18 protein-coding genes and 1 pseudogene are annotated in these 23,374 nt (G+C 73.5%); 11 read left to right on the top strand and 8 right to left on the bottom strand.

Annotation, left to right across the window (positions count from 1 at the left end; genetic code table 11):
* Window positions 1–143 precede the first annotated feature (143 nt).
* On the top strand, window positions 144–845 hold the full coding sequence (locus ACWCXH_RS06875; RefSeq protein WP_449800270.1) for a bifunctional DNA primase/polymerase: 702 nt from the start codon (window positions 144–146) through the stop codon (window positions 843–845).
* 22 nt (window positions 846–867) lie between these two features.
* Here the strand turns inward: ACWCXH_RS06875 and map are convergent, their stop codons facing one another.
* Window positions 868–1,713 carry a type I methionyl aminopeptidase gene (map, locus tag ACWCXH_RS06870; protein WP_449800269.1) on the bottom strand — a complete coding sequence of 282 codons (846 nt, stop codon included), beginning with the start codon at window positions 1,711–1,713 and terminating at the stop codon, window positions 868–870.
* Window positions 1,714–1,843: 130 nt separating this feature from the next.
* On the opposite strand from map, the gene ACWCXH_RS06865 reads away from it, so the two are divergent.
* Both ACWCXH_RS06865 and ACWCXH_RS06860 read left to right on the top strand, forming a co-directional pair.
* A complete protein-coding gene (locus ACWCXH_RS06865) occupies window positions 1,844–2,071 on the top strand; it encodes a hypothetical protein (RefSeq protein ID WP_449800268.1) in 228 nt (75 codons plus the stop codon).
* A 3-nt stretch (window positions 2,072–2,074) separates the two neighbouring features.
* Window positions 2,075–2,221: pseudogene (locus ACWCXH_RS06860) on the top strand (type II toxin-antitoxin system RelE family toxin); the annotation flags it as partial.
* 157 nt (window positions 2,222–2,378) lie between these two features.
* Here the strand turns inward: ACWCXH_RS06860 and ACWCXH_RS06855 are convergent.
* Entirely contained in the window at window positions 2,379–2,993 is a 615-nt protein-coding gene (locus ACWCXH_RS06855) for a hypothetical protein (protein WP_449800267.1), read from the bottom strand.
* 46 nt (window positions 2,994–3,039) lie between these two features.
* Between ACWCXH_RS06855 and npdG the strand changes: the two genes are divergently transcribed.
* Both npdG and ACWCXH_RS06845 read left to right on the top strand, forming a co-directional pair.
* The gene (gene npdG / locus ACWCXH_RS06850; RefSeq protein WP_449800266.1) at window positions 3,040–3,732 is read left to right on the top strand and encodes an NADPH-dependent F420 reductase; all 693 of its coding nucleotides are present in this window, start codon (window positions 3,040–3,042) and stop codon (window positions 3,730–3,732) included.
* Between the two features lie 125 nt (window positions 3,733–3,857).
* Complete coding sequence (locus ACWCXH_RS06845) at window positions 3,858–4,046, top strand: hypothetical protein (RefSeq protein ID WP_449800265.1); 189 nt, start codon at window positions 3,858–3,860, stop codon at window positions 4,044–4,046.
* On the opposite strand, the gene ACWCXH_RS06840 is transcribed toward ACWCXH_RS06845, so the two are convergent.
* Window positions 4,043–4,858, bottom strand: coding sequence for a site-2 protease family protein (locus ACWCXH_RS06840; protein WP_449800264.1), 816 nt, complete (start codon window positions 4,856–4,858; stop codon window positions 4,043–4,045). The genes ACWCXH_RS06845 and ACWCXH_RS06840 overlap by 4 nt on opposite strands.
* Before the next feature lie 198 nt (window positions 4,859–5,056).
* Here ACWCXH_RS06840 and ACWCXH_RS06835 point away from each other — a divergent pair, with 198 nt between their 5' ends.
* On the top strand, window positions 5,057–8,368 hold the full coding sequence (locus ACWCXH_RS06835; RefSeq protein ID WP_449800263.1) for a BTAD domain-containing putative transcriptional regulator: 3,312 nt from the start codon (window positions 5,057–5,059) through the stop codon (window positions 8,366–8,368).
* Between the two features lie 89 nt (window positions 8,369–8,457).
* Here the strand turns inward: ACWCXH_RS06835 and ACWCXH_RS06830 are convergent, their stop codons facing one another.
* The 3 genes from ACWCXH_RS06830 to panB form a co-directional block, all read right to left on the bottom strand.
* Window positions 8,458–9,270, bottom strand: a complete 813-nt coding sequence (locus ACWCXH_RS06830) for an ABC transporter permease (protein ID WP_449800262.1) — start codon at window positions 9,268–9,270, stop codon at window positions 8,458–8,460.
* Window positions 9,267–10,292, bottom strand: coding sequence for an ATP-binding cassette domain-containing protein (locus ACWCXH_RS06825; protein WP_449800261.1), 1,026 nt, complete (start codon window positions 10,290–10,292; stop codon window positions 9,267–9,269). The genes ACWCXH_RS06830 and ACWCXH_RS06825 overlap by 4 nt, the downstream gene beginning before the upstream one ends.
* A gap of 176 nt (window positions 10,293–10,468) precedes the next feature.
* Window positions 10,469–11,338: a 3-methyl-2-oxobutanoate hydroxymethyltransferase gene (gene panB / locus ACWCXH_RS06820; RefSeq protein WP_449800260.1), complete on the bottom strand. Its 870-nt coding sequence runs from the start codon at window positions 11,336–11,338 to the stop codon at window positions 10,469–10,471.
* Window positions 11,339–11,616: 278 nt separating this feature from the next.
* Between panB and ACWCXH_RS06815 the strand changes: the two genes are divergently transcribed.
* The 3 genes from ACWCXH_RS06815 (at window position 11,617) to ACWCXH_RS06805 (ending at window position 15,301) form a co-directional block, all read left to right on the top strand.
* Window positions 11,617–13,227 carry an MFS transporter gene (locus ACWCXH_RS06815; RefSeq protein WP_449800259.1) on the top strand — a complete coding sequence of 537 codons (1,611 nt, stop codon included), beginning with the start codon at window positions 11,617–11,619 and terminating at the stop codon, window positions 13,225–13,227.
* Window positions 13,228–13,393: 166 nt separating this feature from the next.
* The gene (locus ACWCXH_RS06810; RefSeq protein ID WP_449800258.1) at window positions 13,394–14,026 is read left to right on the top strand and encodes a TetR/AcrR family transcriptional regulator; all 633 of its coding nucleotides are present in this window, start codon (window positions 13,394–13,396) and stop codon (window positions 14,024–14,026) included.
* Window positions 14,027–14,257: 231 nt separating this feature from the next.
* Complete coding sequence (locus ACWCXH_RS06805) at window positions 14,258–15,301, top strand: endonuclease/exonuclease/phosphatase family protein (protein WP_449800257.1); 1,044 nt, start codon at window positions 14,258–14,260, stop codon at window positions 15,299–15,301.
* Window positions 15,302–15,305: 4 nt separating this feature from the next.
* Here the strand turns inward: ACWCXH_RS06805 and ACWCXH_RS06800 are convergent, their stop codons facing one another.
* The gene (locus ACWCXH_RS06800; RefSeq protein WP_449800256.1) at window positions 15,306–17,060 is read right to left on the bottom strand and encodes an NAD+ synthase; all 1,755 of its coding nucleotides are present in this window, start codon (window positions 17,058–17,060) and stop codon (window positions 15,306–15,308) included.
* Window positions 17,061–17,234: 174 nt separating this feature from the next.
* On the opposite strand from ACWCXH_RS06800, the gene ACWCXH_RS06795 reads away from it, so the two are divergent.
* Window positions 17,235–18,596 (top strand): glutamine synthetase family protein, encoded by a 1,362-nt coding sequence (locus ACWCXH_RS06795; RefSeq protein ID WP_449800255.1) that lies wholly within the window; start codon window positions 17,235–17,237, stop codon window positions 18,594–18,596.
* 364 nt (window positions 18,597–18,960) lie between these two features.
* Window positions 18,961–22,002: a bifunctional [glutamine synthetase] adenylyltransferase/[glutamine synthetase]-adenylyl-L-tyrosine phosphorylase gene (locus ACWCXH_RS06790; protein ID WP_449800254.1), complete on the top strand. Its 3,042-nt coding sequence runs from the start codon at window positions 18,961–18,963 to the stop codon at window positions 22,000–22,002.
* A gap of 87 nt (window positions 22,003–22,089) precedes the next feature.
* Here the strand turns inward: ACWCXH_RS06790 and ACWCXH_RS06785 are convergent, their stop codons facing one another.
* Window positions 22,090–23,055, bottom strand: coding sequence for a phosphatase PAP2 family protein (locus ACWCXH_RS06785; protein WP_449800253.1), 966 nt, complete (start codon window positions 23,053–23,055; stop codon window positions 22,090–22,092).
* Window positions 23,056–23,374: the final 319 nt, after the last annotated feature.

The following is a 23,374-nucleotide window of genomic DNA, read 5'->3' as shown; positions in this document are numbered from 1 at the left end:
GGTGACCCCGGCTCCGGCCGGCAGGGCGTGGACGGCAAGGCCGAGCACCGACCCGGGAAGCAGCGGGGGGCGCCGTGCGTTGCGTCGACAGGTACGTCGAACGCCGTGTCGCACCAGGCACGGCAGTGCGCGGAAGGGGCCCGATGGAAGCCGGCAGCAGGTGGACGACCTGGTGGCAGAAGCGTGACCGTGAGCGGGCCCGCCCGGGCGACGCGGACACGCCGGCCGCCCGACTGGATCAGCTGCTCGGCGCCGTTCGCGCCGGCTTCCCGCTCGCACCCGCCGCCCATCCGGCCGGCTACCGGTGTTCCTGCGACCGGGTCGCCTGTCCGGCTCCCGCCCAGCACCCGGTGTCCTTCGCCTGGCAGACCCAGGCCACCACGGACCCGGAGCAGCTGGCCCGCTGGCTCTCCCGCGACCCGCACGCGAACTTCGTGACCGCCACCGGCCGCGTGCACGACGTCCTGGACGTCCCGGCCGAGGCCGGCCGGCTCGCCCTGGAGCGGCTGACCGCGCTGGGTGTCGAGGGCCCGGTGGCCGCCGTCGGCGAGGAGCGCTACCTGTTCTTCACCGCCACCCGCGGCACCCCGCAGGACGAGGACGAGTGGTGGCCGAGCGCCCTCGACTCCACGCCGGACACCATGTCCGAGCACCCCGGCCTGCGCTGGCACTGCCGCGGCTCGTACACCCTGCTCCCGCCGGCCGCGCTGCCGGACGGCTCCCAGGTGCGGTGGCTGCGCGGGCCCGAGCTGCCCCTGCCGGACCCGCTGCGCGTCCTGGACGTGCTGACGGACGCGTGCACCGAGGTGGGCGCCGTGGCCGAGGAGCAGTGGCTCATCGGCTGACGGCGCCTGGCGGGAGCCCGGGTCACGGCAGGGTGAGGATCTCCGCGCCGTCCGCCGTGACCACCAGGGTGTGCTCGAACTGGGCGGTGCGCTTGCGGTCCTTGGTGACGACCGTCCAGCCGTCCGGCCAGATCTCGTAGTCGTAGGTGCCCAGGGTGAGCATCGGCTCGATGGTGAAGGTCATCCCGGGCCTGATCACCTCGGTGGCCCGCTCGCTGTCGTAGTGCGGGATGACCAGGCCGGAGTGGAACGACGTGTTGATGCCGTGGCCGGTGAAGTCCCGCACGACGCCGTAGCCGAAGCGCTTGGCGTAGGACTCGATGACCCGCCCGATCACGTTGATCTGACGGCCAGGCTTGACCGCCTTGATCGCCCGGTTGAGGGACTCCCGGGTCCGCTCCACCAGCAGCCGGGACTCCTCGTCCACGTCGCCGACCAGGTAGGTGGCGTTGAGGTCGCCGTGCACCCCGTGGATGTAGGCGGTGGCGTCGATGTTGACGATGTCGCCGTCCTGGAGCACGGTCGAGTCCGGGATACCGTGGCAGATCACCTCGTTGATCGAGGTGCAGACGGACTTGGGGAAGCCGCGGTAGCCGAGGTCGGACGGGTAGGCGCCGTGGTCGCACATGTACTCGTGGGCGACGGCGTCGAGCGCGTCGGTGGTGACGCCGGGGGCGACCAGCTTGGCCGCCTCCGCCATCGCCTGGGCGGCGATCCGGCTCGCGATCCGCATCTTCTCGATCGTCTCGGCGGTCTGCACCTCGGGCCCGGTGTACGGCGTCGGCGCGGGCTTGCCGACGTACTCGGGGCGTGCGATGTGCGCCGGGACCTTGCGGGTGGGGGACTGGATGCCGGGTACGAGAGCCATGCCGGCGAGTCTATCGGCCGGGCCCCGCGCGGCCCGGCTGCCCGGCGGTGCGCGGTCGGGCGGTGTGCGGAGCGGGTCCGCGCGGGGAATGATCTGTAGCGGACCGCCCGCCGTCGTTCAGGAGACCGCCATGCCCCTGGGATTCCACCGCAAGCCGACCGGCAAGCCCGGCGAGTGGTTCTACTGCATCAAGCACAGCAAGGTCGAGGAGGGCCCCGAGTGCCCGGCCAAGGACCGGCTCGGCCCGTACGCCACCCCCGACGAGGCCGCCCACGCCCTCCAGCTCGCCGACGAGCGCAACCGCGAGTGGCGCAACGACCCGCGCTGGAGCGACGAGCCGAAGGACAAGGACGAGTAGCGGGGCCGCGACACCACCGCGCTCGTGTCGCAGCCCGACCGTCGGCGCCTACGGGTGGTCGACCACCGAATCGTCTCCACGATCGACGACGGACAGCTGGTGGTGCGGGTCGTCCGCATCGGCCACCGCTCCACGATCCACAGCGCCTGAAAGAACATCAAGGCCGCCCGGCCCGCGCCGGGTCCGGGCGGGGCGAGCGCGGCCGACCGCGCGGCCGGCTGGCATGAGGTGGTTCGTCGCCGTTCACGAACGACCGTCCCGGGACGGCCACTTCGGGCACCGCACCGGGTCCTTCGGCGACGCGAGGTCACCAGCGGCTGATCGTCGGCGCCGCGGTGAGCCGGCCGGCCAGCTCGGCGAGCCGCCCCAGCGCCGAGCAACGGGCCCGGGGCTGCCCGGCGGCGGCGCTGACCAGGTGCTGGGCGAGGTCGAACGGCTCCTCCTCGGCGGTGCCGACGGTCAGCCGCTCGTGGGCGAGCCCGCCGAGGTCGCCGAGGCTGCCGACCGCGGCCGCGTCGCCGCCGTCCATCGCGAGCACCGTCGCGCCGCCCCGGCGGGCGTCCTGGACGTGCTCCAGCAGGGGCGCGCCGACCGCCCCGGGGGCGACCACCAGGACGGTGGCGCCGCGCCGGGCCTCGGTCAGCCGCCGCAGGCCGTGCGCCAGGTGCGCCGGGGCACCGGCCGGCGGACGGTGCCGCAGCAAGGTGGGCGCCAGCCGGGGGACGTTCGACCAGGCGGCCTCGTCGTCCAGGTGGGCGGCCAGGTGCCAGGGCTCGTACGCCTCGGTGCCGACCAGCAGCAGCTCGCCCGCCCCACGCCGGGACACCGACCGGCGGAGCGCTCCGGCGAAGCCGCCGACCGCCTCCAGCCAGCCGGTGCCCGCCAACCGTTCCCGGAGTGCCGAAACTCTCACCGCGTCCATGCGGGCCAGAATGTCGGCCCGGCGAGGGATTTGGCAGGATCGGCCCATGACTTCCCTCGATTCAGCGACAAACCCGGCCCGCGAACTGCCGGACGTCTCGCAGCTGGTGGTCGGTGTCCTCGGTGGCACCGGCGACCAGGGGCGCGGACTGGCCCTGCGGCTGGCCAAGGCCGGCCAGCAGGTGCTCATCGGCTCGCGCGACGCCGCCCGGGCCGAGGCGTCGGCCGCCGGGCTGGGCCTCGGCGTGCGCGGCGCCGACAACGCCACCGTCGCCCGGGAGAGCGACATCGTGATCATCGCGGTTCCGTGGGACGGGCACGCCGCGACCCTCGCCGCCCTGCGCGAGGAGCTGGCCGGCAAGATCGTCGTCGACTGCGTCAACCCGCTCGGCTTCGACAAGCAGGGCGCCTACGCGCTGGTGCCGGAGGAGGGCAGCGCAGCGCAGCAGGCCGCCGCGCTGCTGCCGGACTCGCGGGTCACCGCCGCGTTCCACCACCTCTCGGCGGTGCTGCTCCAGGACGAGTCGGTGGAGCGCATCGACACTGACGTCATGGTCCTCGGCGACGAGCGGGCCGCCACCGACATCGTGCAGGCGCTCGCCGAGCGGATCCCCGGCATGCGGGGCATCTTCGCGGGCCGGCTGCGCAACGCCCACCAGGTGGAGTCGCTGGTGGCCAACCTGATCTCGGTCAACCGCCGTTACAAGGCGCATGCGGGCCTGCGGATCACGGACGTCTGAGCATCCCCGTCGTGTCGGCCTCACCCCTGGACCCGGTCCGGAGGTGAGGTCGGCGACAATGGGTCCCGGCCGCCGCACCGATTCCCGCAGCCGGCCCGCCGTCCGCGCCCGAGGAGCCGCCCGCCATGCCCCGCACGTCCGTCTTCGCCCTGATCGTCGTCGTCCTCGCGCTGGCCGCCGCCGTGGTCTCGCTGACCCAGGGCTTCTGGCTGGGCCTGATCTGGATCCCGCTGGCCGGTGTGGCGAGCAACGTGCTGTGGATGAACCGGCGCCGGGCGAAGCTGGCCTCCGCCCAGGCCGCCGAGCAGGCCTAGTTGTTCCAGAAGCTGAACAGGTAGCGGCCGAGGGACGCGTAGTCGGCGTCCACGCCGAACAGGCTCATCAGGCCGTGGACGGCCCCGAAGAAGAACGAGTTGACCTGCGGCTGCCACAGCAGCGCGAACACCGCCAGCATCCCGTACGGGGCGAACGGCTCGACGGCGCGCCGCGCGTTGTACGACAGCCAGGGCTCGATGATCCCGTAGCCGTCCAGGCCCGGCACCGGCAGCAGGTTCAGCAGCGCCGCGCTGAGCTGGAGCAGGCCGAGGAAGCCGAGCGCGCCGGCGAACGGCGAGACGTTCAGCTCGTAGCCGTTCCAGAGCGCGTGCACCTTCGGGTCGTCCAGCCAGCCGGCGCCGATCGGGATCAGCAGCACCGCCGCGCAGGCCAGGTTCACCAGCGGCCCGGCCGCCGAGACCAGGCTGTGCTTGAGCCGCCCCTGGATCCGGTGGCGCTCGATCCAGACCGAGCCGCCGGGCAGGCCGATGCCGCCCAGGATCACGAACACGATCGGCAGCACGAAGCTGAGCAGCACGTTGGCGTACTTGAACGGGTTGAGCGTCAGGTAGCCCTTCGCGCCGACGCTGATGTCGCCGCCGTGCAGCGCGGTGCGCGCGTGCGCGTACTCGTGCAGGCAGAGCGAGACCATCCAGCCCGCGACGACGAACAGGAACACCCCGAACGAGGCGTTGCCGTACCCCTCGTACACCGCCCAGCCTGAGGTGCCCAGTATGGCCAGGAGCACCCAGAACACCGGGCTGATCCGGCGGTCGTCGCTGCGCGAGCGCTGCGTTGCGGCGAAGGTCATGGTGTGGTTGCTCCGGGAGTTAGACGGGAGTGGGGAAGACGGACGGTGCACCGATCATGCCGGGCGTGCCGGTGGGCGGACAAGCCGTCCGGAGTGAACGTCCGGCGCCCCCGTGGGGGTTCCGCGGCCGCGGCCGCGGCCGGTCGGTGCCGGAACAATTGTGCGTCCTCGCGACCGGGCATCGACCAGAATGGTCCGGTGCATTACGGCATCCTCGGAACCACCACCGCCCACCACGACGACGGCACGCCGGTCCCGCTCGGCGGCGCCCGGCTGCGGGCGCTGCTCACCGCGCTGGTCCTCCGCGAGGGCCGCCCGGTGCCGGCCGACGTCCTGGCGGACGAGGTGTGGGACGCCGGACCGCCGCAGGACGCCTCGGCCGCCCTGCAGACCCTGGTCGGCCGGCTGCGCCGCACCGTCGGCCGGGACGAGATCGGCTCCGGCCCGGCCGGGTACTGGCTGACCGGCCCGGCCACCGACCTCGCCGAGTTCCGCCGGCTGTCCGCCGAGGGCCGCCGGGCGCTCGACAGCGGCGACCACGCGCTCGCCGCCGAGCGGCTGCGGGCCGCCCTCGCGCTGTGGCGCGGCCCCGCGCTGGCCGACCTGCCGGACCGCGGCCCGGCCGCCCGGCTGGAGGCCCAGCGCGACGAGGCCCGCCGCCACCGCATCACCGCCGAGCTCGGGCTCGGCCGGGCCGCCGACCTGGTCGCCGAGCTCACCGAGCACTGCGACCGGCGCCCGCTGGACGAGCCCTGGCAGTACCTGCTGCTCCGCGCGCTGCACGAGAGCGGACGGACGGCCGAGGCGCTGCGCCACTACGAGCGGACCAGGCGCGTCCTCGCCGACGAGCTCGGCGTCGACCCCGGCCGCCGACTCCAGGACTTCTACGCGGAGTTGCTGGCCCCCGAGGAGGCCCTCACACCGCCGCGCCCGCCCGCGCGGGCCGCCGGCAACCTGCGCGGCCGGCTCACCAGCTTCGTCGGCCGCGAGAGCGATCTCGCCGCCCTGCGCGAGTCACTGACGGCCAGTCGGCTGGTCACCCTGACCGGCCCGGGCGGCTCCGGCAAGACCAGCCTCTCGGTCGAGGCCGGCCGTGCCGAACTCGCCGTCGGGCGCTGGCCGGAGGGCGTCTGGGTGGCCGAACTCGCCCCGCTGGAGAGCCCGGAGGCCGTGCCCGCCGCCGTGGTCTCCGCGCTCGGCCTGCGCGAGATCGTCCTGCACGCCGGCGGCATGGTCGCCGAGGTGATCGACAAGCGCGTCGAGGACCCGCTGCGCCGGCTGGTCGAGCACTGCGCCCACCGCCGGATGCTGCTCGTCCTCGACAACTGCGAGCACCTGATCCAGGCCGCCGCCGACCTCGCCGCCACCCTGCTCGTCGAGTGCCCCGGCCTCACCGTGCTCGCCACCAGCCGCGAACCGCTCGGCGTGCCCGGCGAGACCGTCCTGCCGGTCGAGCCGCTGCCCGCGCCCGTGGCGCTGCGGCTGCTCGCCGAGCGCGCCGCCGCCGCCCGCCCCGGCTACGACCCCGGCAGTGAGCCGGAGGCCTGCGCGGAGATCTGCCGCCGCCTGGACGGCCTGCCGCTCGCCATCGAACTCGCCGCCGCCCGGCTGCGGGTGATGACGGCCCGCCAGATCGCCGACCGCCTGGACAGCCGCTTCGGCCTGCTCACCGCGGGCAGCCGCACCCTCCTGCCGCGCCAGCAGACCCTGCGCGCGGTGGTCGACTGGAGCTGGGACCTCCTCGGCAAGCGCGAACGGGCCGTCCTGCGGCGGCTGTCGGTGTTCGCCGGCGGCTGGCGCCTGGAGGACGCCGAGGTGATCTGCGCCGACGGCGTCGAGGTGGCCCGCGAGGAGGTCGCCGACCTGCTGCTCTCCCTGGTGGACAAGTCCCTGCTGGTGGCCGATCTCGGCGGCGAGGGCCTGCCGCGCTACCGGATGCTGGAGACCATCCACGAGTACGCGCAGGAGCGCCTCGCCGAGGCCGCCGAGGGCGCCGGGACCGAGGGCCGCCACCTCGCGCACTTCCGCGAGGTGGTCGCCGCCGCCGACCTGGACATCCACGGTCCGCGGCAACTGCACTGGCTGGCGGTGCTGGAGGGCGAGCAGGACAACGTCCGGGCCGCGCTGCGCCGCGCGGTCGACCGGCGGGACGAGGAGCAGGCGCTGGTCCTCGTGCTCGGCATGAGCTGGTACTGGTCGCTGCGCGGCTACAGCAAGGAGGCCCGCGGCTGGTACGACGCGGTGGCCGCGCTCGGCCCGGACCCGTTCGACCCGGCCGGCCCGGCGCCGGTGCCGCTGGCGCGGAACGTGCTCACGTACGGGGTGCCGATGCCCGAGGGCGTGGTCGAGGAGGCCCGCCGGCTGGTCGCGATGTGCCGGCTGATCGGGCTGTTCGAGGGGAACCTGGAGGTGCTCGGCGATCCGGAGGCGATCGCGGTCTCGCAGCACCTGCTCGACGCGTACACCCCGGACCTGCCGCAGTCCTACCGTGTCCCGGGCCTGATGCGGGTGTTCGGGGCCTTCCTGTCCGGCCGGCTGGAGCTGATGAAGGACCTGCTGGACGACGCCGTGCGCGGCTGCGAGCGGTACGGCGGGCCGGGCGACCTGGCGTTCATCCTCCAGGTCCGCGCCAAGATGCTGAACGACTGGCCGGGCGGGGCGGAGCAGGGCATCCGCGACGGCGAGCGCTCGCTGGAGCTGTTCCGCGAGGCCGGCGACCTCTGGGGGATGTCCCAGGCGCTGGCGGCCCGCGGCGAGTCGCTCGCCAACCAGGGCGACGCCGAGGAGGCCGCCGCCGCGTACCAGCGGGCGATCGAGCTGGCCGAGGAGCTGGGCGCGCCGCAGGAGGTGCCGATCCTGCGGGTGAGCCAGGGCAGCGCCGTGCTGGAGCTGGACCTGGAGCGTGGCGAGCGGATCATCCGGGAGACGCTGGCCGCGATCGACTCCCCGAGCGTGAACCAGGCCACCACCGGCGCGCTCGTGTTCGGGCACCTGGCGCTCTGCGGCATCCACGCCCACCGCGGCGAGTACGAGCGGTCGCTGGCCGAGCTGGACCGGCTGGACGGGGTCCGGGTCGGCGGCTTCGCCCCTGGCGTGGTGGACGGGCTGCTGACCACCGCCCGTGGCTGGGTCACGGCCCGGGCCGGCGGCCCGGAGCAGGGGCTCGTCCTGATCCGCGACGGCCGGCGGATGCTGCGTTCGACGGGGGCCGCGAGCGGCTTCGCCGAGCAGATGACGGTCATGGTGGTGCCGGCCGTGGCCGGGGTGCTGCGGGCCTTCGCCGAGCGCGACGGCGACCTCGTGAAGGCCCGCCAGGCGGCCGTGCTGCTCGGCGCGCACAACGGGCTGAACGGCCCGAAGGGCGGCTACCTGGACCGCGCGGAACGCGCGCGGTCGGCGGACTCCCTGCGGGCGATCCTGGGTGACGAGGCGTACGAGAGTGCCCACGCCGAGGGCGACGGTCTGACCCCGCCGCAGACCAGGCGGCTGCTGGACGAGCTGATCGGCTAGGCCCGTCCCCGAACTCCGGCCCGCAGGGCGCGAGTTCGGGGACAGGGCGGGGTCGGCCCGCACCCCCGCGGAGGGCCGGCCGCCGGGGGTCACACCCGCTTGCGGAACCGCGCCACCGCGAGCGGGGCGAAGACCGCGGTGAGTCCGGCCGACCAGATCAGCACGATCATCACCGGGTGGGCCACCGGCCCCTGGCCGTTGAGCAGCGCGCGGGCCGCGTCGGCCAGCGCCGACAGCGGGTTGACCTTGGTGAAGGCCTGGAGCCAGCCCGGCATCTTGTCGGTCGGCGTGAAGATCGAGCTGCCGAACTGCAGCGGCATCAGCACCAGCATGGAGACGCCCTGCACGGCCTGGGCGCTGCGCAGCGACATGCCCAGCAGCATCGAGACCCAGACGATCGACATGCCGAACGCCAGTGACAGGCCGACCGCGGCCAGCAGCTCCAGCGGGCCGGTCTTCAGCTCGAAGCCGAGGCAGAAGGCGAAGCCGAGCAGGATCGCCGAGGAGAGCAGGGCCCGGAGCGTCTCGGCCGCGATCTTGGACAGCAGGACCGCGGCGCGCCCGATCGGCAGGGTGCGGAAGCGGTCCATCACCCCGGTCTGGAAGTCGCTGTTCAGACCGGTGCCGACGGCCAGCGCCAGGGTCATGCCGGTCTGCCCGAGCAGCCCGGGGATCATCCACTGCTTGTACTCGTCCTGGCCGCCCGCGATCGCGCCGCCGAAGACGTAGACGAACAGCACGGTGAAGACGATCGGCATCAGCACCGCGTCGAACATCGACTCCGGGTCGGCCTTGATCCGCATCAGGTTGCGCCGGGTCAGCGCGCCGACGTGGCGCAGGTGGCCGGACAGGCCGATCCGGGTGTCCTCGACCCGGGCGGGGGCGGCGGTCATCGTGCTCATGCGACGGGCTCCTTGGCGAGGGTGGCGGGGGCGGGCTCCGCGATGTCGGCGGGCTTGCCGGTGATGGTGAGGAAGACCTCGTCGAGGCTGGGCACGGCGGTGTCGATGCCGGCGATCGCGAAGCCGCGGGTGCCGAGCACCGCGATCACGGCGGTCAGCTGCTCCTCGTCGGTGATCGGCACGGCGAGCAGGCCGGTGTCGGGGGAGGCGGTGGCGCCGGTGATGCCGCCGTCGTGCAGGCAGCGGGCCATCTCGGGCAGTTCGGCCGGGTGCACCGGGCGGACCTGGAGGGTCCGGCCGCCGACCCTGGCCTTGAGCTCGTCGACACCGCCGCTGGCGATCACCCGGCCGCGGTCGATGACGGTCAGCTCGTTCGCGAGCTGTTCCGCCTCCTCCATGTACTGGGTGGTGAGGAGCACCGTGCTGCCCTCGGCGACCATCCGCTGCACCTCGTCCCAGACCTCGTTGCGGGTGCGCGGGTCCAGGCCGGTGGTGGGCTCGTCCAGGTAGAGCACCCGGGGGCGGCCGATCATGCTGGCGGCGAGGTCGAGGCGCCGGCGCATGCCGCCGGAGTAGGTCTTGGCGGGCCGCTTGGCGGCCTCGGTGAGCGAGAAGCGCTCCAGGAGTTCGGTGGCGCGGGCCTTGGCGTCGCGACTGGAGAGGTCGAGCAGACGGCCGATCAGGTACAGGTTCTCGTACCCGGACAGGAGTTCGTCGACGGAGGCGTACTGGCCGGTGAGGCCGATCGTGCGGCGCAGCTGCTTCGGCTGGCGCAGGACGTCGTAGCCGCCGACGTACGCGGTGCCGGCGTCCGGCTTGATCAGTGTGGAGAGGATCCGGACCAGGGTGGTCTTCCCGGCGCCGTTGGGGCCGAGCACGCCGAGGACGGTGCCCTCCCGCACGGTGAGGTCGACCCCGTCGAGCGCCTTGGTGGCGCCGAAGTGCTTGACGATGCCGTGGACCTCGACGGCGTTGCCCGCGGCGGTTCCCCGGTCGTTCGGGGCGGTGGCGATTCGTGTCATGCCCCCAAGGTTGTCCGGCCCGGCTGTCAGCGGGCTGTCATCGAGGGGGAGGGCCGGGCGTGGCGCTGTCACCCCGCTGTCACCGGCGGCCGGGCGTGACAGCGGCGCTGGTGACGGGTCCCGGAAACGGCTGCGGCCCCGCTCCCGGCGGGGGAGCGGGGCCGGCCGACGGCGGGTCAGTGGAAGCTGTGCTCGGCCGCCGGGAAGGCGCCGGTGCGGACGTCCTCGGCGTACGCGCGGGCGGCGTCGCCGAGGACGGCCCGCAGGTTGGCGTACTGCTTGACGAACTTGGGCACCCGGCCCGCCGTCATGCCCGCCATGTCGGTCCAGACCAGCACCTGGGCGTCGGTGCCGGGCCCGCCGCCGATGCCGACGGTCGGGATCGCCAGCTGCTCGGTGACCTGCTCGGCCAGCTCGGCGGGCACCGCCTCCAGCACGACCGAGAAGGCGCCGGCCTGCTGGACGGCCTTGGCGTCGCGCAGGAGCTGGTGCGCCGCCTCGTCGCCGCGGCCCTGGACCGGGTAGCCGCCGAGGGCGTGCACGGACTGCGGGGTGAGGCCGATGTGCGCCATCACCGGGACGCCGGCCTCGGTCAGGAGCTCGATCGAGCGGGCACTGCGCTCGCCGCCCTCCAGCTTGACCGCGCCGACGCCGGCCTCCTTCATCAGCCGGGCGGCGTTGTGCATGGCCTGGGCGGGGGACTCCTGGTAGGAGCCGAACGGCAGGTCGGCGACGATCATCGCGCGCTTGGTGCCGCGGACGACGGCGGCGGAGAGCATCACCATCTGATCCATGGTCACCGGGACGGTGGTCTCGTAGCCGAGGTGGCAGTTGCCGGCCGAGTCGCCGACCAGGAGGACGGGGATGCCGGCCTCGTCGAACACGCCCGCGGTGAGGGCGTCGTAGGCCGTGAGCATGGACCACTTCTCGCCGCGCCGCTTGGCGGTGGCGAGGTCGCGGACGGTGACGCGTCGGTTGGTGACCCCGCCGTAGAGGGTGGCGGGCGACGCCTGGTTCTGGGCAGGCGAAGGCGGAGAAGCGTTCATCGAACAGGCTCCTGAAGGGTTGTCGTCTCGTGGCGCCGTGCGGCGTCCCCGGATCACCTCCATGCTTGCACGCCCGGGCGGCTGCGCAAAGACGGGTGCGCAAAGACGGGTGTACGGAGCCCGGAGCGATCTGCGGCACACCGGACGGTCTTTGCCTCCTTTTTGCGATACGGCGTCGTCTCGTATCGAAAATCCGGTTACGCTGTGGCGGGGGGTTACGAGACGTCCGCGGCTCGGAATTGCCCGCCAGTGTCACACCATCACGGACGGGAAGACCAATGACCACCGCAGCCGCGCCACCCCGCGTGCCGGAAGCCATCCACCGCCGCCGCTGGGCGATCCTGTGCACCCTGGTGCTCGCCCTGCTCGTCGTCGTGCTCGACAACTCGATCCTCAACGTCGCGATGAAGACCATCGCGACCCCGGCGCCGGTCGGACTCGGTGCCACCCAGAGCGACCTGGAATGGTCGATCAACTCCTACACCCTCGTGTTCGCCGGGCTGCTCTTCACCTCGGGGCTGCTCGGCGACCGCTTCGGCCGCAAGCGCGCGCTGCTGGCCGGCATGGTCGTCTTCGGCATCGCCTCGCTGCTCTCCGCGATGGCCGGGACGCCCGGCCAACTCGTCGGCTTCCGCGCCCTGATGGGCGTCGGCGCGGCGCTCGCGATGCCCGCGACGCTGGCCATCATCATGAACGTCTTCGAGCGCTCCGAGCAGCCCAAGGCGATCGGCATCTGGGCGGGCGCGGTCGGCCTCGCGATCGCCATCGGCCCGATCACCGGCGGCGTCCTGATCGAGCACTTCTGGTGGGGCTCGGTCTTCCTGATCAACGTGCCGATCGTCATCGTCGCGGTGATCGCGATGGTGATCCTGGTGCCGGAGTCCAAGGACCCGAACCCGGGCCGGCTGGACCCGGTCGGCGTGCTGCTGTCGATCATCGGTCTGGTCGCGCTGATCTACGGCATCATCAAGGGCGGCGAGCTGGCCGACTTCACCGACGTCCAGGCCTGGGGGCCGGTGCTGGTCGGCCTGGTGGCCCTGGCCGCGTTCGTCTGGTTCGAGCGCCGCACCGCGCACCCCGCGCTGGACGTCACGTGGTTCCGCAACAAGGTGTTCAGCGCCTCCGTGGTCGTCGTCGGCGTCGTGTTCTTCGCGCTGATGGGCGTCTCGTTCTTCGGCGTCTTCTACATCCAGAGCGTGCGCGGCTACAGCGCGCTCCAGGCCGGTCTGCTGATGCTCCCGCTGGCCGTCGCCCAGCTGCTGTTCGCGCCCCGGGCCCGGCTCGTCGTGGACCGCTTCGGCGTCGCGGCCACCGCCGCCGTCGGCATGCTGCTGATCGCGGTCGGCTTCGTCGGCTACACCGTGCTGACCGCCACCACGCCGATCTGGGTGCTGATCGTGCTCGGCGTGCTGATGGGCGCAGGCATGGCCCACGTCATGCCGCCGGTCACCGTCGCGATCATGGGCTCGCTGCCCCGCGAGAAGGCGGGCGCCGGTTCGGCCGTCAACAACACCTTCCGCCAGGTCGGCGGCTCGCTCGGCGTCGCCGTGCTCGGCGCGGTGCTCTCCACCGTCTACCGCGACCACATGAGCGACACCCTCGACCAGCTGCCGGCGCAGTGGCGGGACGAGGCGGGCGAGTCCCTGGAGGCCACCGCGGCCATCGCCGGCCGGATGGGCCCCAAGGGCGCGGCGCTGCTCGGCCCGGCCTACGACTCGTTCATCAGCGCCATGCACGTGGTCGCCTCGCTCTCCGCGGGCATCACCGTGGTCGGCGCGCTGATCGCCTGGTTCCTGCTCCCGCGCAAGGCCGCCGGATCCGCCGGCGGGCCCGGCGGGGCGGCCGACCGCCCCGCTGACCAGCGGCAGACCGCGGCGGCCGACGCCTGACCGGCAGCCGGACTGAGCGACAATGGCCCTGCCGCCCCGGGTGAGCCCGGAGAGCGGCAGGGCCGTGGTCCAGGGCCCCGGCACCACCCGGCCGGGCCCGTACGGACCACCATCGGACAATGGAACGGCGCCCCCGCGCCCGCGCAGATCCAGGGAGACCAGCGGGATGAAGACGGACACCCCGACCGCCGAGGCCGCACCGCCCTGCGCGGCCGTCCGCCGCGGTCGGCCGCGCAGCGAGGCCGCCGAGCAGGCCATCTTCACCGCGGTCGAGGACCTGATGGCGGGCGGTGCGAGCCTGTCCGAGTTGACCATCGAGGGCATCGCCACCGCCGCCGGCGTCGGCAAGGCCACCATCTACCGGCGCTGGCCCAACAAGGAGGCCCTGCTGGTCGACGTGGTCGGCCGGCTGGAGCTCTCGATGCCGGAGTCGACCGGTGCCAGCGCCCGTGACGACCTGGTCTCGATGATCGACTACATCCGGCGGCGCGGCCTCGCCAAGCGCAGCCGCTGGGTGCTCAAGGCCGCGCTCGGCCAGATGCACAGCCTGCCCGAGCTGCAGACCGCCTACCACGAGCGGGTGGTCAGGCCGCGGCGCGAGGCGGGCGTCGTGCTGATCCGCCGGGCCGTGGACGAGGGCGTGCTGCGCGCCGACCTCGACGTCGACTTCCTCGCCGACCTCCTGATGGGCCCGATCCTCTACCGGAGCGTCCTCTCGGAAAACTCCGACCTGGAGGACCCGGAGCTGGCCCGCAGGATGATCGACGCCCTGCTCGAAGGGCTCGCGCCGAGCTCCTGAGCCCCCGTCCCGTTCCGTCGGCTTCCGTTCGTTCCCGTCCGGCCCCGTGCTTCCGGGCGTGGCCTGGCTCACCAAACCGGGCCACGCCGGAACCCGATCCGAAGGCCCGGCGTCTGTCCCGGCATAGGCTGAGCCGGGATCCGATCAAACCGGCACCACTCCGGCACACCGCCCGTACCCCCACGGGCCGGGCGGCGGACCGGCGACGGCACGAGCGAACGGGAGCCACGGATGACGCAGGCGGACAGGGCCGACCGGGTGAAGGGCGAGGAGAGTGTCCCGGATCCCGCGGGCCGTCCCGGCCGCTTCCTGAGCCTGTGGCACTGGGGCCGGGACGCTCGCGGCAGCACCACGTGGCGGCGCGGCCTGGTCGTCGCCGCGCTGGCCCTGCTCACCGGCCTGCTGCTGGCCTTCCACGCCGAAGTCACCAACAGTGTCGGCAACTTGGGCAGCCTCCTGGAGACGTTCCTGCCCTGGCTCGGCCTGGCCGTACCGGTGCTGCTCGTGCCCGCGCTGCTGCGGCGCTCGGCCACCGCGCTGATCGCCCTGCTGGTGCCCGCGGTGCTGTGGGTCAACCTGTTCGGCGGGCTGCTCACCGACAAGAGCGGCGGCAAGGGCGACTGGACCGTGGTCAGCCACAACGTGGCCGCCGACAACACCGACGTGCCGGGCACCGTCCGGGGGCTGGTGGACTCGGGCGCGCAAATCGTCGCCCTCCAGGAGCTGGCCGGCAAGGCGCTGCACGGCTACGAGACCGGCCTCGCCCCGGCGTACCCGTACCACGCGGTCGAGGGCACCGTCGGCCTCTGGTCCACGTACCCGATCGCCGACGTCCGGCCGGTGGACCTCAAGATGGGCTGGACCCGGGCCTTCCGGGCCGAGGTCACCACCCCGCAGGGCCCGGTCGCGGTGTACGTCGCGCACCTGCCGTCCGTCCGCCTGAAGGCCGAGAGCGGCTTCACCGTCGCCCAGCGGGACGTCAGCGCGCAGGCCCTCGGGGACGCGATCCAGGCCGAGCGGCTCAAGAAGGTGCTGCTGCTCGGCGACCTCAACGGCACGATGAACGACCGCAGCCTGGCGCCCGTCACCTCGCAGATGCGCTCGGCCCAGGGAGCGGCCGGGGACGGCTTCGGCTTCAGCTGGCCGTCGTCCTTCCCGATGGCCCGGATCGACCAGATCATGAGCAAGGGCGGCCTGCGGCCGGTCGACTCCCGCACCCTGCCCCAGGACGGCAGCGACCACCTCGCGGTGGCCGCCGCCTTCCGGTACAGCTAGCCGGCTAGCCGCGCCGCCAGCGGTTGGTGATCGGCAGGCGGCGGTCCCGGCCGAAGTTCTTGACCGAGATCTTCGGGCCCGGCGGGTACTGGCGCCGCTTGTACTCGGCGGTGTCCACCAGGCGGACCACCCGGTCCACGACGGCCGGGTCGAAGCCGGCCGCGACGATCGCGTCCCGGCCCTCGTCGCCCTCGATGTAGCGGGCCAGCACGCTGTCCAGCAGGTCGTAGTCGGGCAGCGAGTCGGTGTCCACCTGGTCCGGCCGCAGCTCGGCGGACGGCGGCTTGGTGATCGTGTTCTCCGGGATCGGCGGCACCTCGCCGCGCCGCTCGGCCTCCTCGTTGCGCCAGCGGGCGAGGCGGAAGATCAGCGACTTGTAGACGTCCTTGATCGGGCCGAAGGCGCCCACCGAGTCGCCGTACAGGGTCGAGTAGCCGACCGCCAGTTCGCTCTTGTTGCCGGGCGCGAGCACGATGTGCCCCTCCTGGTTGGAGATCGCCATCAGCAGGGTGCCGCGCAGCCGGGACTGCAGGTTCTCCTCGGCCAGACCGGTCAGCTCGGTGGCGCCCAGGTAGGCGTCGAACATCGGGGCGATGGAGACGGTCCGCAAGTGCAGTCCGGTGCGGCGGGCCAGGTCGGCCGCGTCCGACTTGGAGTGCTCGGAGGAGTAGCGGCTCGGCATCGAGACGCAGTACACGTTCCCGGCGCCGATCGCGTCGACCGCGATCGAGGCGACGAGCGCCGAGTCGATGCCGCCGGACAGGCCGATCAGCACCGACCTGAAGCCGTTCTTCTCGACGTACGCCCGGGTGCCGGAGACCAGCGCGGCCCAGATCTCGGCCTCGTCGGACACCCGCGGCGCCACCTCGGCGGTCAGCTTCTCGGCGGGGGCGGGCTGCGGCTCGCCGCCCAGCTCGGTGCGGACCAGGCGCAGGCCGTCGCTCAGCAGCAGGCCGTCGGTGTGGTCGCTGCTGGCGGCCGGGAGGTCGAGGTCCAGCACCATCAGGTGCTCCTCGAACTGCGGGGAGCGGCCCAGCACTTCGCCGTCCGCGTCGACCACGATCGAGTCGCCGTCGAAGACCAGCTCGTCCTGGCCGCCGACCATGTTGACGTAGGCCAGGGTGCAGCCCGCCTCGGCGGCGCGGCGGCGCACCAGGTCGAGCCGCTGGTCGTCCTTGTTCCGCTCGTACGGCGAGCCGTTGATCACCAGCAGCAGGCCGGCCTCGGCCTCGCGGGCGGCGGTGACCCGGCCGCCGTCCTGCCAGATGTCCTCGCAGATCGCCAGCGCGACGTCCACGCCGTTCAGCCGCAGCACCGGCAGCTGGTCGCCCGGGACGAACCAGCGGAACTCGTCGAACACGCCGTAGTTGGGCAGGTGGTGCTTGGCGAAGCGGGTCACCACCTCGCCCCGGTGCAGCACGGCCGCGCAGTTCTGCGGCGAGCCGGCCGGGCGGCCGAGGCGCGGCGAGGCGTGCTCGGAGCGCCCGAGGTAGCCGACCACCACCGGCACCCCGCCCAGCCCGTCGGCGGCCAGCCGCCCGGCCAGCTCCACCAGCGCGCCCCGGGACGCCTCGACGAACGAGCGCCGCAGCGCGAGGTCCTCGACCGGGTAGCCGGTCAGGACCATCTCGGGGAACGCGACCAGCTGGGCGCCGGCCTCCACGGCCTGCTTGGTCCAGCGCACCACCTCATCGCTGTTGCGGGCGATGTCACCGACCCACGGGTCGATCTGGCTCAGGGCGAGACGGAGATTGGGCATGCCCCGAGTGTAATCGTCGATCTGACGCAATGTCCTGGCAGGGGGTCGGCGAGGGGGGCGGCACTGCCCTCCGGGCCGGTGATCGGCCATGATGGGAGAAGTCGCTTCCCCCGGGTCTTTCGGGGGTCTTCCGCGCGTAACACGAGCGTAAAGAGCAGAGGTGAGACTGTCCTCATGGGCAAGCAGCAGCAGTTCGTGCTTCGGACGCTCGAAGAGCGTGACATCCGGTTCGTCCGGCTGTGGTTCACCGACGTGCTCGGGTTCCTGAAGTCGGTCGCGGTGGCGCCGGCCGAGTTGGAGCAGGCCTTCGAGGAGGGCATCGGCTTCGACGGGTCCGCGATCGAGGGCTTCGCCCGGGTCTACGAGTCCGACATGATCGCCAAGCCGGACCCGACCACCTTCCAGATCCTCCCGTGGCGCTCGGAGACCCCGGGCACCGCGCGGATGTTCTGCGACATCCTGATGCCGGACGGTTCGCCCTCCTTCGCCGACCCGCGCTTCGTGCTCAAGCGCACCCTGGAGAAGGCCTCCGACCAGGGCTTCACGTTCTACACGCATCCGGAGATCGAGTTCTTCCTGCTGAAGAACCTGCCCGGCGACGGCACCCCGCCGATCCCCGCCGACCAGTCCGGCTACTTCGACCACACGCCGCGCGGGGTCGGCCACGACTTCCGCCGCCAGGCGATCACGATGCTGGAGTCGATGGGCATCTCGGTGGAGTTCTCCCACCACGAGGGCGCGCCCGGCCAGCAGGAGATCGACCTGCGCTACGCCGACGCGCTGTCGACGGCCGACAACATCATGACCTTCCGGCTGGTCATGAAGGAGGTCGCGCTGGAGCAGGGCGTGCACGCGAGCTTCATGCCGAAGCCGTTCTCCGACCACCCCGGCTCGGGCATGCACACCCACCTCTCGCTCTTCGAGGGTGACCGCAACGCGTTCCACGAGTCCGGCGCCGAGTACCAGCTCTCCAAGGTCGGCCGCTCCTTCATCGCCGGCCTGCTCAGGCACGCCGCCGAGACCGCCGCCGTCACCAACCAGTGGGTGAACTCCTACAAGCGCATCTGGGGCGGCTCCCAGCGCACCGCCGGCGCCGGCGGCGAGGCCCCGTCCTACATCTGCTGGGGCCACAACAACCGCTCGGCGCTGATCCGGGTGCCGATGTACAAGCCCGGCAAGCAGGGTTCCACCCGGGTCGAGGTCCGTTCGCTGGACACCGGCTGCAACCCGTACCTCGCCTACGCGGTGACGCTCGCGGCGGGCCTCAAGGGCATCGAGGAGGGCTACGAGCTCCCGCCCGGCGCCGACGACGACGTGTGGGCGCTCTCGGACTCCGAGCGCCGCGCCCTGGGCATCCAGCCGATGCCGCAGAACCTCGGCGAGGCCATCGACCTGATGCAGCGCAGCGAACTGGTCGCCGAGACGCTCGGGGAGCACGTCTTCGACTTCTTCCTGCGCAACAAGCGCCAGGAGTGGGAGGAGTACCGCTCCGAGGTCACCCCGTTCGAGCTGCGCAAGAACCTCCAGGTGCTCTGAGCACCGGCCGCAAGGCCCGCCCGGCGACCCACCGCCGGGCGGGCCTTGCCACGTTCCGGTGCGGCGGACTGCTGCGAACGCTCACTCTCGCGGGTGTCGGTGCGGGCCTCCTCGGTGACGGTTCCCGGCCGTCTGCTCGACCGGGACTCCCCGGTCCTGACGGGCACGGCCGCGAGCGGCTCGGCCTTGCCGGCGGCGCTGCTCCGGCACCCGGCGGACCGGACGCAGGAGCGGGCCCGACACGCTGACGGCACCCGCGCCACGGCCCCCGTGGCGCGGGGGGACCGGCGCCTGGGAAGGTAGGTCCAGGGCCCGTGCACTCGCGCGGGCGACCGGGCGGGCCGGGAGGGTGAGGACGATGGCAATGGCGGAGGAGGGACAGCGAGCCGGGAGCCGGGTCAGCCGGCCGGAGATCCGGCTGGTGCGGCGCGGGTTCACCGATCCCGCGCGGGCCGTCCGGCTGCTGGCGGGGCCCGGCCTGGAGGGCCTGGCCGACGACCCCGTCCTGCTGGACGCGCTCGGGGCCACCGCCGACCCGGACCTCGCCCTGCTGGGCCTCGCCCGGCTGCTGGAGGCCGCCGACGAGGCCGACCGGCACGCCCTGCGCGACACCCTGACCACCTCCAAGCCGCTGCGCGACCGCCTGCTCGGCGTCCTCGGCGCCTCCACCGCGCTCGGCGACCACCTCGCCCGGCACCCGCACGACTGGCACGCCCTCGTCACCTTCGAGCTGCGCGACATGCACCCCGGCCCGGAGGACTTCCGGCGGGCCCTCGCCGAGGGCGTGCGGACGGGCGGGAGCCGCAGCCCCGCCGACGCGCTGCGCGCCGCGTACCGGCGCTGCCTGCTCGCGATCGCCGCCCGCGACCTCTCCGGCACCACCGACCTCGCCCAGACCGCCGCCGAGCTCGCCGACCTGGCCGGCGCCACCCTGCAGACCGCCCTGGACCTCGCCGCCGAACAGGACCCGGACGCCGCCGCGGCCTGCCGGCTCGCCGTGATCGGCATGGGCAAGTGCGGCGGGCGCGAGCTCAACTACGTGTCCGACGTGGACGTCATCTTCGTCACCGAGCCGCCCGACCGCGTCGACGGGCAAGGGGCCGTCGACGAGCACGAGGCCGTCAAGGCCGCCACCCGGCTCGCCGCCGCGCTCACCCGGCTCTGCTCGGACACCACCGGCGAGGGCACCATCTGGCCGGTGGACGCCAACCTGCGCCCCGAGGGCCGCAACGGCCCGCTGGTGCGCACGCTGGCCAGCCACGTCGCGTACTACCAGCGCTGGGCCAAGACCTGGGAGTTCCAGGCGCTGCTCAAGGCCCGCCCGGTGGCCGGCGACGCCGAGCTCGGCGCCGCGTACGTGGACGCGCTGGCGCCGATGGTCTGGCAGGCCGCCGCCCGGGAGAACTTCGTCGCCGACGTGCAGCAGATGCGCCGGCGGGTGATCGACTCCATTCCCGCGACCGAGGTGGACCGCCAGCTCAAGCTCGGTCCGGGCGGGCTGCGCGACATCGAGTTCTCCGTCCAGCTGCTCCAGCTGGTGCACGGCCGCACCGACCCGGCGCTGCGCAGCGGCAACACGCTGGAGGCGCTGGCCGCGCTCTCCCGCGGCGGGTACGTCGGCCGGGCCGACGCCGCCTCGCTGGACGCCGCCTACCGCTTCCTGCGCTCGCTGGAGCACCGCATCCAGCTGCACCGGCTGCGCCGCACCCACCTCATGCCGACCGGCGAGGAGGACCTGCGCCGGCTGGCCCGCTCGCTCGCCGGGCTGATCAACGACGACACCCGGGCCGACCCGGTCGCCGCCCTGCAGCGCGAGTGGAAGCGGCACGCCGTCGAGGTCCGGCGGCTGCACGAGAAGCTGTTCTACCGGCCGCTGCTCGACGCCGTCGCCGAACTGCCGCCCGGCGCGGCCGGGTTGACCCCGGACGCGGCCCGGGCCCGGCTGGAGGCGCTCGGCTACGCCGACCCGGCCGCCGCGCTGCGCCACCTCACCGCGCTCGCCTCCGGGGTCAGCCGCAAGGCGGCGATCCAGCGAACGTTGCTGCCGGTGATGCTCGGCTGGTTCGCCGACTCGGCCGACCCGGACGCCGGGCTGCTCAACTTCCGCCAGGTCTCCGACGCGCTCGGCCGCACGCCCTGGTACCTGCGTCTGCTGCGGGACGAGAGCGCCGCGGCCGAGCACCTGGCCCGGGTGCTGTCGGCCGGGCGGCTCGCCCCCGACCTGCTGCTGCGCGCGCCCGAGGCGGTGGCGATGCTGGGCGATCCGCAGGGCCTGGAGCCGCGCCGCCGGGCCGCCCTGGAGCAGGAGATACTGGCCGCCGTCGGCCGGGCCGGGTCCACCGCCGCGGCCGTCGCCGCCGCCCGCTCGGTGCGCCGCCGGGAGCTGTTCCGCACGGCCGCCGCGGACGTCCTCGGCCGGCTCGGCGACGACCCCGCCGAGGCCCTGGACACCGCGGGGGAGGCGCTGACCGCGCTCAACGCCGCCACCCTGCAGGGCGCGCTGCGGGCCTGCGTCGCCGGCTGGGAGGCCGAGCACGGGGACCTGCCGACCCGGATCGCGGTGATCGCGATGGGCCGCTTCGGCGGCCACGAGCTGGGGTACGGCTCGGACGCGGACGTGCTCTTCGTCCACGAGCCGCTGCTCGGCTCGCTGGAGCAGGACGCCGCCAGGGCCGCCCACGCGGTCTGCAACGAGCTGCGCACGCTGCTCGGCGCGCCGTCCACCGAGCCCCCGCTGCTGGTCGACGCGGACCTGCGGCCCGAGGGGCGCAGCGGCCCGCTGGTGCGCACCCTCGCCTCGTACGCGGCGTACTACCGCCGGTGGTCGCACGCCTGGGAGAGCCAGGCGCTGCTGCGGGCCGAGCCGGTGGCCGGGGACGAGGAACTGGGCGCGCGGTTCCGGCAGCTGATCGACCCGCTGCGCTACCCGGGCACCGGGGTGCCGGAGCGGGACCTGCTGGAGATCCGCCGGATCAAGGCCCGGATCGAGGCCGAGCGGCTGCCGCGCGGCGCCGACCCGACCACGCACACCAAGATCGGCCGGGGCGGGCTGGCGGACGTCGAGTGGACCGTCCAGCTGCTCCAGCTCCAGCACGGGCACAAGCTGCCGGCGCTGCGGACGACCCGGACGAGGGCGGCGCTGGCCGCCGCGGCGCAGGCCGGGCTGATCGGCAGGGACGACGCGGCGGTGCTGGACACGGCCTGGGTGCTGGCCTCCCGGGTGCGCGCGGCGGTGATGCTGGTGCGCGGCCGGCCGGGGGACAGCTTCCCCGGGGAGGCCAGGGAGCTGTCCGGGGTGGCCCGGTACCTCGGGTACGGCGCGGGGCACAGCGGGGAGCTGGTGGACGACTACCGGCGGACGACCCGGCGGGCCCGGGCGGTCGTGGAGCGGCTGTTCTACGGCTGACGCGGCCGGGCCCGGAAACGCGGAAGGGGCCCCGGGCGGGGCCCCTTCTCGGGTCTGTCGGCGGTCCGCCGGCGGCCTGTCGGAGGTCTAGCGGCGGGCGCTGCCGACCGCCGGCTCGCTCCACTGCTCGGGGACGGTGATCGGCTCCTCCGCCTTCTCCCGGGTGGGCACCTGCGGCAGCCGGTAGACCCACTCGTGGTAGATCCAGCGGGCGGTGAGGAAGCCCACGGCCAGGCAGATCTCGCCGCCGACGGCGTCCATCCAGAAGTGGTTGGCGGTCGAGATGATGACCACCAGGGTGGCCGCCGGGTAGAGCAGGCCGAGCACCCGGACCCACGTCCGGCGGGCCAGGTAGAAGATCGCCAGGCCGCACCACATCGACCAGCCGATGTGCATCGAGGGCATCGCGGCGTACTGGTTGGAGACGTGCGCGGCGGGCCCGGAGGCCATCGAGCCCCAGGTGCCGTGGGTCTTGACGGTGTCGATGAAGCCGCCGTCGGTCATCAGCCGGGGCGGGGCCAGCGGGAAGAAGTAGAAGCCGACCAGGGCGATCGCGGTGGTGACGAACAGCACCGTGCGGGCGGCGACGTAGCGCCCGGGGTGGCTGCGGTAGAGCCAGATCAGCACGCCGATCGTGATGACGAAGTGCAGCGTCGCGTAGTAGTAGTTCATCCCCGTGATGAGCCACCCGACGCTGTCCATGGCGTGGTTGATCGAGCGCTCGACGGCGATGCCGAGGTGGTGCTCCAGGCTCCAGATCCAGCTTGCGTGCTTCTGGGCTATCGCTTCCTGCTCCGGGACGGCGTTCCGGATGATCGAGTAGATCCAGTAGCTGATCCCGATCATGGCCAGCTCGAACCAGATCCGCGGCCGGGCCGGGGAGCGGCGCTGTTCGCGGACGCGCTCGCGCAGCGCCTCGGTGCGGGACGGGGCGGTACGGGTGGCTCCGTCGGACGGACCGCCGGGCGTGGCCGGGTGCGCTCCGGAACCGCCACCGCGCGCCTGGTCGGCGCGTCGTGCGCCGGCTTCCTGGATCTCGGTCGGTTCCCCCATGGACGAGAAGTCTGCCAGACGTCCCGTAGCCGCCTGCTCATCCTCTGGAAGTGGATTCTTCACCGGCTGTCCCCCTTGAGGGTGAGGGGGCGGCTCCCACCGGGGTAGGGGGTGCGGTCGGGTCTGGTGCTTACCGGCGGGACAGGCATACGTCCCATTGTCATGCCGACGCGTGCGGGGCGCGCCATCGGGGTGCCCGGAGCGCGTGTGGGCCCTCCGTGCGCTGGACTTTCCCGGCACGAAACCATTTCTGCATCTTGCTGAAACATATTGCAGGCCGCTAGCTTCCAGGGAACTCGACCGCCCCTTCCCCCTAAGG

Source organism: Kitasatospora sp. NPDC001660 (genome assembly GCF_053596725.1).
The sequence above is the reverse complement of the archived record's forward strand: the minus strand, read 5'-3'. Positions and strand labels throughout refer to the sequence as shown.